The sequence below is a fragment of the Planosporangium flavigriseum genome (genome assembly GCF_011947225.1).
In the GTDB taxonomy this organism is placed as follows: domain Bacteria; phylum Actinomycetota; class Actinomycetes; order Mycobacteriales; family Micromonosporaceae; genus Planosporangium; species Planosporangium flavigriseum.
In genome coordinates this window covers 43,527-56,028 of sequence record NZ_JAATVW010000006.1, presented here as the reverse complement: position 1 = coordinate 56,028, position 12,502 = coordinate 43,527, and the positions used below count along the sequence as shown (strand labels likewise).

The window sequence follows — 12,502 nt, the reverse complement described above, 5'->3', positions numbered from 1 at the left end:
GTCCCGCCGCGGAACCCGGCCCGCCATGATCCCTCCACAGGGTGTGCTCCCGCCGCTGTCGACCGCTCGCACCGGGCTCCCCGGTGCGAGCGTTGGGCGCTTTACCCTGCGCTCGGTGGTTTATCCGCGGAACAACGCCTCCGGCCTACCCTGATGCAATTTCCCGTCCGAGGGGTCTGGCAAGGTAGGGCCCGACAGCGGCGCTGGCGATCTTCCGTCAAGACGGTGCTGTCGTATAATCTCCCCCCCTCGAAGGACCTCGCGATGTCACAGACCACAGCGGACCCGGCAGCGCCGGCGAAGCGGGATCGCACCCGTTACCTGTACCTGGCGGTGATCGTCGCCGTCATCGCCGGCATCGTCGTCGGGCTCGTCGCCCCTAAGGTGGCCGTCGAGCTCAAGCCCCTGGGCACCGGCTTCGTCAACCTGATCAAGATGATGATCAGTCCGATCATCTTCTGCACGATCGTGCTCGGCATCGGCTCGGTGCGCCAGGCCGCGAAGGTCGGCAAGGTCGGCGGCCTTGCGCTGGTGTACTTCCTGGTGATGTCGACCGTCGCGCTCGCGATCGGCCTCGTCGTCGGCAACCTGATCCACCCCGGCTCCGGGCTGAACCTGACCGAGGCCGCGAAGAAGGCGGGCGCGACGGCCGCCGGCGGGGAGAAGGCGACCGGCACGGTCGACTTCCTCCTCCACATCATCCCGGACACGCTGTTCTCCGCGCTGACCCACGGCGAGGTCCTCCAGACGCTTCTGGTCGCCCTGCTGGTCGGCTTCGCGCTGCAGGCCATGGGGCGCAGCGGCGAGCCGATCCTGCGCGGCATCGGCCACCTGCAGCGCCTGGTGTTCCGGATCCTGGCGATGATCATGTGGGTGGCACCGATCGGCGCGTTCGGCGCGATGGCCGCTGTGGTCGGCGCGACCGGTTGGAAGGCGCTCGCCGGGCTGGCCCAGATCATGCTCGGCTTCTACGCCACCTGCCTGATCTTCGTCATCCTCGTGCTGGGCACGCTGCTGTGGACCTTCACGCGGGTGAGCATCTTCTCGCTGCTGCGCTACCTGGCCCGCGAGTTCCTGCTCATCCTGTCGACCTCGTCGTCGGAGTCGGCCCTGCCGCGCCTCATCGCGAAGATGGAGCACCTGGGCGTGTCCCGGCCGGTCGTCGGCATCACGGTGCCGACGGGGTATTCCTTCAACCTCGATGGCACGGCGATCTACCTGACGATGGCGTCCCTGTTCATCGCCGACGCGCTGGGCAAGCCGCTGTCGATCGGGCAGCAGATCTCGCTGCTGGTCTTCATGGTCATCGCCTCCAAGGGCGCGGCCGGCGTGACCGGCGCGGGCCTCGCCACCCTCGCGGGCGGGCTACAGTCGCACCGCCCCGAACTCGTCGACGGCGTCGGGCTCATCGTCGGCATCGACCGGTTCATGTCGGAGGCCCGCGCGCTGACGAACTTCGCCGGCAACGCCGTCGCCACGGTCCTACTGGGCACCTGGTCCGGCGAGTTCGACCGGGCGCGCGCCACCCGGGTCCTGCGCGGTGACGACCCGTTCGACGAGCAGACCATGCTCGACGACGACCACTCCGCACCGAAGGACGGGCCGCACGACGGCCCCGAGGCGAGGACCGCGGCCGCGGCGCCGCACGTCTGAGGTCCGCCTGACGGCTTCCCCAAGATCCGCGCAATGTCGCACACATTGCTGCTTCATCGCGCACTGAGGCCGCAATGTTTGACGCATTGCGCGGATCTTGAATGGGAACCGATAGCCTGCCGTCGATAGAAGTGGCCGGACCCGCTACGGTGACGCCATGGCGGGTCGAGCGTTGGTACTGGGCGGGGGCGGCGTCACCGGGGTCGCATGGGAACTCGGCGTGCTCGCCGGGCTCGCCGAAGCGGGGATCGATCTCGGGTCCGCCGATCTGACCGTCGGCACCTCGGCCGGCTCGGTCGTCGCGGCGCAGCTGACCTCCGGCACCGACCTGGAGAAGCTGTACGCGGGGCAACTGATCGGCGCCGGCAACGAGATAGCGGCACGGATCAGTGCGACCACCATGCTCAAGTGGGTCCTGGCGTTCGTCGGCAGCCGCGACCCGCAGCAGGGCCGCGCCCGGATCGGCAGGATGGCCCTTGCCGCCCGCACCGTGCCGGAGGACGACCGGCGGGCGGTCATCGAGGACCGGCTACCCGTACACGAATGGCCCCGGCAACGGCTGCTGATCACCGCCGTCGACGCCGAGTCGGGCGAGTTCGTCGTCTTCGATCGCGACAGCGGGGTGAGCCTGGTCGATGCGGTCGGCGCAAGCTGCGCGGTGCCCGGCGTCTGGCCACCGGTGACCATCAACGGGTACCGCTACATCGACGGCGGAGTACGGTCGACAGCCAACGTCGACCTCGCGCAGGGGTACGAGCGGGTCGTGGTGCTCGCGCCGACGACCGCCGGCGCGGGGCCCGTACCGAGCGTCGCCACCCAGGCCGCGCAGCTGTCGGGCCGGGTCGCGGTCGTGTCGCCGGACAAGCGCACGAAGGAGGCGATCGGCCGGAACGTGCTCGACCCGGCGCGGCGTGCTCCCGCCGCCCGGGCCGGCCGCGAACAGGCCGCCGTCGTCGCGGCCACCGTCGCCGGCGTGTGGTCAGCCGGCCGGGATTAGTTGGTCACCTGGTGCGGGCCATCTCCGCACGGCCGGCCTTGTGCAGGTACTCCCACACGAACCGCACCGCCATCGCGCCTTCGCCCACAGCGGAGGCCACCCGCTTGATGGAGCCGTACCGGACGTCGCCCGCGGCGAACACGCCGGGCTGGCTGGTCTCCAGCAGCGCAGACCCCTCGCTGCCCCCGCGACCGTTGTCCCGACCGGTGAGCACGAAGCCGTGACCATCGAGCGCGATCTTGCCGGCGAGCCATCCGGTACACGGCTCCGCCCCGATGAACACGAACAGGGCCCGCGCGGAGATGATGCGGTGCTCTCCGGTCTGCTTGTCCTCGACGAGGATCCCTTCGAGCGTGTCCCGGCCGAGCAGTTCGCGCACCTCGGCCTGCCGGAGAATCTCCACATTGGGCAGCCGCAGGATCCGGTCCACGAGATAGCGCGACATGTCCCGGTCGAGGTCCTCGTGGCGGATGATCAGTCGGATCTGCGTGGCGTACCTGGACAGGAACAGGGTCGCCTGCCCGGCAGAGTTTCCCCCGCCCACAACCGCTACCGGGTCGTTGCGGCACATCAGCGCCTCGGCTGTCGTCGCCGCGTAGTAGACGTTCGTCTTCTCGTACTTCTCCAGGTTCAGTACGGGCAGCCGGCGGTAGCGGGCGCCGGTGGCGACCAGCACGGCACGGGCGGTGAGCTCCGAGCCGTCCGCGAACCGGATCACGTGGCCGTCCTCGCGGGTCTCCAACGACTTCGCCTCGGCCGGGATGTTGAAGCTCGCCCCGAACTTCTCGGCCTGCAGGACCGCACGCTCGGCAAGTTCACCGCCGGAGATGCCCGCCGGGAACCCGAGGTAGTTCTCGATCTTCGACGAGGTCCCCGCCTGGCCGCCGGTGGCGACCGCATCGAGGGCGATCGTGACCAGGCCTTCCGAGGCTCCGTACACGGCGGCGGCCAGGCCGGCCGGTCCCGACCCGACGATGGCGAGGTCGCAGGTCGCCTCGGCCATGTGCGGCGTCGGCAGGCCGACGACGCGGGCCAGGTCGGCGTTGCTCGGGTTGCGCAGCACCTGCCCGCCGGGGCAGATGACCACCGGCGTCCGCCCGGGCTCCACGCCGAGTTGGCGCAGCAGCTCCTCGGCCTGCCGGTCGTTCTCCAGGTCGATCCAGCGGTAAGGCAGCCGGTTGCGGGCGGCGAACTCGCGCAACCGCCGGATGTCGGGAGAGAACCGCGATCCGATGATCCGGATGCCGGCGCCGAGCCCGATCAGAATCGAGCGCCGGATGAGGTACGCGCGCAGGATGAGGTCGCCGAGCCCCGGGTCCTGTACGGCGGCCTCCCGCATCTGGTCCGCGGACACGTCGAGCACGTCGCCCGGCTCGGCCACCACCGACGTGAAGAACGCGGTCTGGCCGGTGAACAGGCTCAGCTCACCCAGAAATCGACGCGGACCGTGCACGCTTATCAGGCGCTCGTCCCGGGTGCCGTGCGCCTCGTAGTTGGCCACTTTGCCGGCGAGGATCACGAAGAAGTCGTACCCCGCGTCTCCCTCGCGGATGAGCACCTCGTCGGTCTGGGTGCGCCGGCGCTCGCCGCGCGCCGTGAGGGTCTCGATCTGGGCGTCGCTCAGGCGTGGGTACGCCCCGTACCGATCCGGCGTCTCGACAAGTACGCTCATGTCCACCCCCGCGGTCGGGGCTGGCACTACCCAGCGCCGCAGCCGGTAACCTCGGCGGTCCTTACAGCGTGCGATGCAGGACGAGCAGCGCCACCGGGCCGTGGAGAGGGTGGTCGAAGCCCTGCGGGACGGTCCCGACGACCTCGAAACCCAGCGACCGCCACAGCGCCAGCGCCGGGTTGGTCTCGACGACCGCGTTGAACACCATCGCGCGGTAGCCGGCCCGCCGCGCCTCGTCGAGGATGTGCTCGGCAAGCCGCCGGCCGACACCGCGGCCGGCATACCCGGGATCGACCATGAACCCCGCATTGGCGACGTGGGCGGCGCGGCCTCCGTAGTTGGGCTTGAGGTACGCGCTCGCGACGATCCGCCCGTCGGACTCGACCACGAACACCCGCGACGACCGCCCCATCCACAGCTCGCGCGCGGCGTCCGGCCCGGTGTCGGGTTCCCAGGTGTACGTCTCGCCCGCGGCGACGATCTCGTGCCAGAAGGGCCAGATGCGCGGCCAGTCCTCCTCGGATGCCTGCCTGATGAGCATGGCGGGGAGTGTGCCACACGCCCGTTGTCAGCATCTGAACGCGGTGTGGGCGGCGGCAACCGCCGGATTGCAGGCTCGGACTATGAAGGCTGTCCGGCTCCACGCCTACGGGAAGCCGCCGACCGTCGACGACATCCCCGAACCCACCATCAGCGGACCGCTGGACATCCTGGTGGAGATCGGCGCGGCCGGGCTGTGCCGCACCGACCTGCACATCATCGAGGGGCAATGGGCGCAGAAGTCGGCCGTCAGGCTGCCGTACGTGCTCGGCCACGAGAACGCGGGCTGGGTACGTGCGGTGGGCAGCGCCGTCACGAATGTCCGGCCCGGCGACGCGGTCATCCTGCATCCGCTGGTGACGTGCGGGCTGTGCCGCGCCTGCCGGGCCGGCATCGACCAGCACTGCGAGAACTCGCGGTTCCCCGGCATCGACAGCGACGGCGGCATGGCGGAACTGCTGCTGACGTCGGTCCGGTCGGCGGTCAAGCTCCAGCCGGGGCTCGAGCCGGTCGATGTGGCGGCCCAGGCGGACGCGGGGCTCACCGCATACCACGCCGTTCGCAAGGCCCTGCCGCTGCTGCACCCCGGCAGTACGTGCGTCGTGATCGGCGTCGGCGGTCTCGGCCACATCGGGGTGCAGTGCCTGCTGGCGCTGACCGCCGCCACCGTGATCGTGATCGACCGCAGCGACGCCGCGCTGCAGCTCGCGGGCAGCTACGGGGAGGTCCATGCGATCAAGGCGGATGGCCCGCACGTGCAGCGGGTCATGGAGCTGACCGGCGGCGCCGGGGCGCACGTGGTCTTCGACTTCGTCGGCGAGCACGGCACCGAGGCCGAGGGCCTGGCGATGACCCGACCGGCCGGCTCGTACTTCGCGATCGGGTACGGCGGCCGGGTCGAGATCCCGACCCTCGACCTGATCTCGACCGAGCGCAGCATCATCGGCAACCTGGTCGGCACGTACAACGAGCTCGACGAGCTGATGACCCTGACGGCCGACGGCACCGTGCGGCTGCACACCCAGACGTACTTCCTGGAAGACGTCATCCACGCCATCGAGGATCTGGAGGCCGGCCGGCTGCCCGGGCGCGCGATTCTCGTACCGAACCGCGGCAGTCGCGCCTGACCGTCACGCCGCACCGGCGCGTACGGCGGCGGCGCAGGCCGCCCGGCTGGCGCGTACCGCGGCGGTACGGACCGCACGCTCCACCTCGCGCCGCCGGCGAAGCAGTTGGCCGGTCGGCATCGAGACCGCCACCGCACCGACAAGCCGACCGGTCGCGTCGGTGACCGGCGCGGCCATGCCACCGAGTTCGGACTGGACCTCGTCGGTCTCGATCGCGAGCCCGGTGGCGCGCACCTGGTCGAGTTGGCGGCGCAGGGCGTGCGGGTCGGTGACGGTCCACGGCGTCACCGCCCGCGTGCCGGTGCGCGCGAGCAGCTCATCGCGGGCGGCCGGGTCGAGCGCGGCCAGCATCAGCTTGCCGAAGGCGGTGGCGTGCGGCGCGTGGTGGAAACCCACGTCGAGCAGGCGCATCCGCGGGTGGTCGGGGCAGTCGGCCACGTACGCGACGACCATCTCGCCGTCGCGCAGCGCGGTGTAGTACGCCGCGGCGCGCGCCTCCTCGTGGCAGATCGCCGCGATCCGCTCCACCTCGGCCGGCACGGCGAGCTGCCGGCGCAGCGCCCGCGCCAGGTCGTCCAGCCGGTGGCCCAGGGCGTACGCGTGCGCAGCAGTCAGGTGCACGAGATAGCCGGCCCGGACCAGCGTGGTCAGGAGGTGGTAGGTCGTCGGCAGCGTCAGGTCGAGGTCGCGCGCGATGTCCTTCGCGGCGAGCGGGCCAGGCGCGTCAGCGACGTGATCGAGCACGCGCACCGCCCGGTCGACCGACCGCAGCAGGCCGGTGGGCTCGGCGGACCCGGCCGTGCCGGCAGGCCCGGCCGGGTAGGGGCAACTGCCTCGCGCGGGCATACCTCATCCTCGCGCGGCGGCGGCTCGGGCCGCAAAAGCAGCCCGAGCCGCAAAAGCAACCCGAGCCGCAAAAGCAACCCGAGCCGTCCGCTACGGCAACGGGGGCAGCAGGCCACCGACCGGTGGCAGGGTGGGAGCCACCGTCGACGGTAGCCGTAGTCCGGTCGACGGGGCCGGAACCGTGGGCAGCAATGGGACCGAAACCCCTGGAGGCGTGGCCCCGGAGGTGACTGTCGGCTGCGGCGCACCCCCGGTCGGCTGCGGCACGGGGCCGGCGGTCGGCGCGCCCGGCGATCCGGGTACCACCGCCCCGGTCGGAGCCGGGTCGGGTACGGCCGGAGCGGACGCGGCCGGCACGACGGCGGGGGGGAGCATGCCGCGTACGGTCGCCAATTCGGCGCGCAGTCGCTGGGCCGTACCCTCGTCCGACACGTGGCCGATGACGGTGGCCGCCTCCGCGAGCAGGCGCCGCGCGTCGTCCTGGCGGCCGTCGGCGGCCGCCTCGCGCGCCTGCGCGAGGGTGTGCTCGGCGACGACGCTGTCCGCGCGTTCGGGGTACATGACCCGGGTGATCGGCCACAGCGGATTGCCGGGGGTCGCGTGTTCGGCGCCGACGAGCAGGCCGCCGCCGGCGACGAGGACGGCAGCGGCCGCACCGAGTACCCGGCGGCCGGTGCGACGCGTACGGTCGCCGCGCCGCTCGGCCCCGACCAGGCGGACCACCGCCGGGTCGGCGGCCTGGTCCGATTCCGTGACGGCGAGGCCGTCGTCGAGGTCGGCGCGCCACGCCGCGAGCAGCGACGCGACCTGGTCGTCCGCGAGCGCCGGCGCGCCGCGGCCCAGGGCGTCGAGCAGCAGCGTGTCGGCGGCGACCGCGCCCAGATCGGACGGTCGCTCGCCAGCGGTCGAGGGCTTGTCTGTCATGCCGGTACCTCGTCAAGCGTGTCGCCGGCTAGCGTACGCAGCTGGGCCAATGCGCGCGACTGTGCCATGCGTACCGCAGCGGCGGACATTCCGAGCACGCTGCCCACCTCCTCCGCGGGCAGGCCGACGGCCACCCGCAGCACGATGATTTCCCGATGGGTCGGGGATAACTGGCGCAGGAGCCTGGCCAGCCGCCGCGCTTCGTCGGTGGAGACCGCCTGCTGCTCGGGGCTGGGCGCGGAGTCCGGCCGGTCGGGCAGCATGTCGACACCGGCGACAGACAGGTGCCGCAGCGCGGCCCGCTGTGCGTCGGCCACCTTGTTCGCGGCGATGCGGTAGACGAAGGCCGAGAACGGGCGTCCCTGGTCCTGGAACCGGGGCAGAGCACGCAGCATCGCCAGGCAGACCTCCTGGGCGACGTCGTCGGCGGTGGTGTAGGCGCCGCCGACGCGGCCGAGGTGGGCCCGGCAGTACCGGACGACACCGGGTCGTAGGCGCGCGAGCAACGCCGCGGTCGCGACCGGGTCGCTACGCGCAGCGCGGCTGACGAGCTCTGCCTCTTGCACGGTCATCTGAACCGGTGATATCCCTCCCGTTACCGACGAGTATCCCGCACGTTATCCGGATGATCGCTAACCGCCTAACGGTTGATGACAGATCAACCGAAGGTTGCCAGGTATACCCCGCTTCGGGCAGCATGTCCGAGCGATCAACAACGGGCGTGGGGTTTGGCGTGTTACACGCCGGGGCCCCACTGCGATGTATGTAACAACATTCACCCTGGGGAGGAGCAGTTGGGCGTCGAGGTACGCGTCGAAGGCCTTACCAAGTCCTTCGGCGGCCACCCAGTATGGGCCGACGTGAGTCTCACGCTGCCAACAGGTGAGATATCTGTCCTCCTTGGTCCTTCCGGTACTGGTAAGTCTGTCTTCCTGAAAACCCTGATCGGCCTGCTGAAGCCGGACCGGGGGTCGATCTGGATCAGCGACCGGGACCTGCCCCGCCTGTCCGAACGCGACCTGTACGAGGTCCGCCGGCTCTTCGGCGTGCTCTTCCAGGACGGCGCGCTGTTCGGCTCGATGACCCTCTACGACAACGTGGCGTTCCCCCTGCGTGAGCACACCCGCAAGTCGGAGTCGGAGATCCGCTCCATCGTCTCGGAGAAGCTGGAGATGGTCGGCCTGACCGGGGCGGAGAAGAAGCTGCCGGGCGAGATCTCCGGCGGGATGCGCAAGCGCGCCGGCCTGGCCCGGGCGCTCGTGCTGGACCCCGAGATCATCCTGTTCGACGAGCCGGACTCCGGCCTCGACCCGGTCCGCACCGCGTACCTCAACCAGCTCATCGTCGACCTCAACCAGCAGACCGACGCGACGTTCCTCATCGTCACGCACGACATCAACACCGCCCGTACCGTGCCGGACAACATCGGCCTGCTGTACCACCGGCACCTGGCCATGTTCGGCCCGCGCGAGATGCTGTTGTCCAGCGAGGAGCCGGTGGTCCGCCAGTTCCTCAACGCTCAGCGCGTCGGCCCGATCGGCATGGCCGAGGAGAAGGACGCCGACGAGCTGGAGGCCGAGGCCGCGGCCGGCGTCGAACTGCCGCCGCTACCGCCCATCCCGCCCCAGCTGCCACCCTCCAACGGCCTGCCGCGCCGGGCCCAGCGCCCGGCCGGCCAGTGGTGCCGCGAGAACGGGGTCGTTCCGCCGCCCGGGTCGTTCGAGACGAACATGCCCAGCACCGGCCGGCACTCGGTGGAGAACACACACGAGCTTCCGGTGGTGGCGTCATGAGCGTGGGACCGCCGGCGAACCCTGAGGTCGCCCGCAAGCACCGGGGCGGCCCCGTGGTCGGGTACGCCACCGAGGGGCTGCGGATCTACGGCAACTTCTTCGCGTTCTGCCTCGACGCGCTACGGGGCCTGTTCCGCCGGCCGTTCCAGGTCCGCGAGTTCATCCAGCAGGCCTGGTTCATCAGCTCCGTGTCGATCCTGCCGGCCGCGCTGGTGTCGATCCCGTTCGGCGCGGTCATCGCCCTGCAGCTCGGCTCACTGACCCGGCAGATCGGCGCGCAGTCGTTCACCGGCGCCGCCTCGGTCATCGCCATCGTCCGCGAGGCGGGGCCGATCGTGACCGCCCTCATCGTCGCGGGCGCCGCCGGCTCGGCGATCTGCGCCGACCTGGGCGCGCGCAAGATCCGCGAGGAGCTGGACGCGATGGAGGTGCTGGGCATCGACCCGATCCATCGACTGGTCGCCCCGCGGGTGGTCGCCTCGATGCTGATCGCGGTACTGCTCAACGGCCTGGTCAACGTTGTCGGCGTCGCCGGGGGCTACACCTTCAACGTCATGATGCAGGGCGGCACGCCCGGCGCGTACCTGGCGAGCTTCCAGGCGCTGGGGCAGCTGCCGGACCTGATCGCCGGCGAGGTCAAGGCGTTGCTCTTCGGCGCGATCGCCGCGATCGTCGCCTCCTACAAGGGCATGACCGCCAAGGGTGGCCCGAAGGGCGTCGGCGACGCGGTCAACCAGAGCGTCGTCATCACCTTCATGCTGCTGTTCGCCGTCAACTTCGTCGTCACGGCCATCTACTTCCAGGTCGTACCGCAGAAGGGGAGCTGAGATGGCCATCTTCGACCGCCTCGACGACCTCGGCGGACAGCTGTCGTTCTACGTGCGGTCCTTCGCGTGGGCGCCGCGGACGGCCCGACGGTACAAGAAGGAGGTCGTCCGCCTGCTCGCCGAGGTCAGCTTCGGCTCCGGCGCCCTCGCGGTACTCGGCGGCACCGTCGGAATCATCGCCTTCATGACGTTCTTCACCGGCACCGAGGTCGGCCTGCAGGGCTACCAGTCGCTCAACCAGATCGGCAGCAGCGCGTTCACCGGCTTCATCTCCGCGTACTTCAACACCCGCGAGATCGCCCCGCTGGTGTCGGCGCTGGCCCTGTCGGCCACGGTCGGCTCGGGCTTCACCGCCCAACTCGGGGCCATGCGCATCTCCGAGGAGGTCGACGCCCTCGAGGTGATGGGCATCCCGTCGCTGCCCTTCCTGGTCACCACCCGGATGATCGCCGGGTTCGTCGCGGTGATCCCGCTGTACATCATCGGCCTGCTCGCCAGCTACTTCGCCACCCGCACCATCGCAACCGTCTACTTCGGGCAGTCGACCGGCACGTACGACTACTACTTCCACCTGTTCCTGCCGCCCGAAGACGTCCTCTGGTCGTTCGGAAAGGTGCTGGTGTTCAGCCTCGTCGTGGTGCTCACGCACTGCTACTACGGCTACACCGCCAGCGGCGGGCCGGCGGGGGTCGGCGTGGCGGTCGGCCGGGCCGTGCGGACCGCGATCGTCGCGGTCAACATCATCGACTTCTTCCTCTCGCTCGCCATCTGGGGCGCCTCCACGACCGTCCGGATCTCAGGGTGAGGCAGGTATGAACCGCAACCGCTTCCTCGGCATCGCCTTCATCGTCCTGCTCGTCGGGGCGCTGTCGATGTCCGTGCTCCAGTACAAGAAGGCGTTCACCCCGATGACCTGGGTGACGCTGAAGGCCGACCGCACCGGCGCCCAGATCCTCTCCGGCGCCGAGGTCAAGCTACGCGGGGTGGTCGTCGGTGACGTCCGCGACATCACGTCCGACGGCAAGACCGCCACCCTGCGGCTCGCCCTCAACCCCGCGATGACGGATCAGATCCCGAGCAACGTCAGCGCCCGGCTGCTGCCCAAGACGCTGTTCGGCGAGCGGTACGTCGCGTTGATGCCCCCCGAGGGGCGCTCCGCCGGTCCGCTGCGCGCCGGTGCGGTGATCAGCCAGGACCGCACCACCTCCGCCATCGAACTGGAGCGGGTCCTCGACAACCTTCTTCCCCTGCTACAGACCATCAAGCCCGACAAGCTGGCCGCCACGCTGGGCGCGGTCGCCGAGGCGCTACGCGGCAACGGCGACCGGATCGGCCAGGACCTGGTCGCGGCCGACGCCTACCTGACCGCCATCAACAAGGAGATGCCGACCCTCCAGGAGGATGTGCGCAAGCTCGCCGACGTGCTGAACACCTACGACGGGGCGATGCCGGACCTGCTGGCGATCCTTCGGGACGCCACGGTCAACATGAACACCATCAGCGAACAGCGCGCGCAGCTCGCGGCGTTCCTGGCCACCACCACCAGCACCTCCGACGTGACCCGAAGCTTCCTCGACCGGCACGACGACCAGCTGATCCAGGTCGGCTCGGTCAGCCGCCCGGTGCTGGAGCTGTTCGCCAAGTACGCCCCGGCGTTCAAGTGCACGTTGGACGGCCTGCAGAACCTCCAGCCACGGGTGGAGAAGGTCTTCTCGGACGGGCGGATGCACATCACCGTCGAGGTGAATCAGAACCAGGGCAAGTACGAGCCGGGCGACGAGCCGTTCTACGGCGCGAAGGACGGCCCGGGCTGCCTGGGCCTGGCCAATCCCCCGGTACCCGCCCCGGAGACCCCCATCGTTGACGGGTACGACCACGGCAAGGACCGGCACACGCCCAAGCTGCCGGTCGGCATTCCCGCCGGGACTCCCCTGTCGAACCCGGCGATGGGCTACGCCGGCACCCCCGAGGAGCAGGCCCTGGTCAAACCACTCATCGGGGCGGCCACCGGCACGTCACCGGCGGAGGTACCCGACATCGCGGTGTTCCTGTGGGGCCCGCTGCTGCGCGGAGCGGTGGTGAATGCGCAATGAGCAAGCGAAGCGAGCGAATCAGAGAGCTCA

General features: G+C 70.5%; 12 protein-coding genes. 7 read left to right on the top strand and 5 right to left on the bottom strand.

Annotated features, from left to right (window positions below):
* Positions 1-264: 264 nt before the first annotated feature.
* Both HC028_RS11015 and HC028_RS11010 read left to right on the top strand, forming a co-directional pair.
* Positions 265-1,653, top strand: coding sequence for a cation:dicarboxylate symporter family transporter (locus tag HC028_RS11015; RefSeq protein WP_168076104.1), 1,389 nt, complete (start codon positions 265-267; stop codon positions 1,651-1,653).
* 157 nt (positions 1,654-1,810) lie between these two features.
* On the top strand, positions 1,811-2,650 hold the full coding sequence (locus tag HC028_RS11010) for a patatin-like phospholipase family protein (RefSeq protein ID WP_168076102.1): 840 nt from the start codon (positions 1,811-1,813) through the stop codon (positions 2,648-2,650).
* Positions 2,651-2,654: 4 nt separating this feature from the next.
* Here the strand turns inward: HC028_RS11010 and HC028_RS11005 are convergent, their stop codons facing one another.
* Positions 2,655-4,322, bottom strand: coding sequence for an FAD-dependent oxidoreductase (locus HC028_RS11005; RefSeq protein WP_168076100.1), 1,668 nt, complete (start codon positions 4,320-4,322; stop codon positions 2,655-2,657).
* 61 nt (positions 4,323-4,383) lie between these two features.
* Entirely contained in the window at positions 4,384-4,863 is a 480-nt protein-coding gene (locus tag HC028_RS11000; protein WP_168076098.1) for a GNAT family N-acetyltransferase, read from the bottom strand.
* Between the two features lie 82 nt (positions 4,864-4,945).
* Between HC028_RS11000 and HC028_RS10995 the strand changes: the two genes are divergently transcribed.
* The gene (locus HC028_RS10995) at positions 4,946-5,989 is read left to right on the top strand and encodes an NAD(P)-dependent alcohol dehydrogenase (RefSeq protein WP_168076096.1); all 1,044 of its coding nucleotides are present in this window, start codon (positions 4,946-4,948) and stop codon (positions 5,987-5,989) included.
* A 3-nt stretch (positions 5,990-5,992) separates the two neighbouring features.
* Here HC028_RS10995 and HC028_RS10990 read toward each other — a convergent pair whose 3' ends face one another.
* From HC028_RS10990 to shbA, 3 genes are all read right to left on the bottom strand, one after another.
* Positions 5,993-6,835 (bottom strand): IclR family transcriptional regulator, encoded by an 843-nt coding sequence (locus tag HC028_RS10990; protein ID WP_168076094.1) that lies wholly within the window; start codon positions 6,833-6,835, stop codon positions 5,993-5,995.
* 90 nt (positions 6,836-6,925) lie between these two features.
* Positions 6,926-7,759, bottom strand: a complete 834-nt coding sequence (locus HC028_RS10985; RefSeq protein ID WP_168076074.1) for a hypothetical protein — start codon at positions 7,757-7,759, stop codon at positions 6,926-6,928.
* Positions 7,756-8,331: an RNA polymerase sigma factor ShbA gene (shbA, locus tag HC028_RS10980; RefSeq protein WP_168076072.1), complete on the bottom strand. Its 576-nt coding sequence runs from the start codon at positions 8,329-8,331 to the stop codon at positions 7,756-7,758. The genes HC028_RS10985 and shbA overlap by 4 nt, the downstream gene beginning before the upstream one ends.
* 222 nt (positions 8,332-8,553) lie before the next feature.
* Between shbA and HC028_RS10975 the strand changes: the two genes are divergently transcribed.
* Genes HC028_RS10975 through HC028_RS10960 form a run of 4 tightly spaced genes read left to right on the top strand, consistent with a single transcriptional unit; the run spans position 8,554 to position 12,472 of the window.
* Positions 8,554-9,552 (top strand): ABC transporter ATP-binding protein, encoded by a 999-nt coding sequence (locus HC028_RS10975; protein WP_168076070.1) that lies wholly within the window; start codon positions 8,554-8,556, stop codon positions 9,550-9,552.
* Positions 9,549-10,379 (top strand): MlaE family ABC transporter permease, encoded by an 831-nt coding sequence (locus HC028_RS10970; protein WP_168076068.1) that lies wholly within the window; start codon positions 9,549-9,551, stop codon positions 10,377-10,379. The genes HC028_RS10975 and HC028_RS10970 overlap by 4 nt, the downstream gene beginning before the upstream one ends.
* A 1-nt stretch (position 10,380) precedes the next feature.
* Entirely contained in the window at positions 10,381-11,184 is an 804-nt protein-coding gene (locus HC028_RS10965) for an MlaE family ABC transporter permease (RefSeq protein WP_168076066.1), read from the top strand.
* A 7-nt stretch (positions 11,185-11,191) separates the two neighbouring features.
* Positions 11,192-12,472: an MCE family protein gene (locus tag HC028_RS10960; RefSeq protein ID WP_168076064.1), complete on the top strand. Its 1,281-nt coding sequence runs from the start codon at positions 11,192-11,194 to the stop codon at positions 12,470-12,472.
* Positions 12,473-12,502 lie beyond the last annotated feature (30 nt).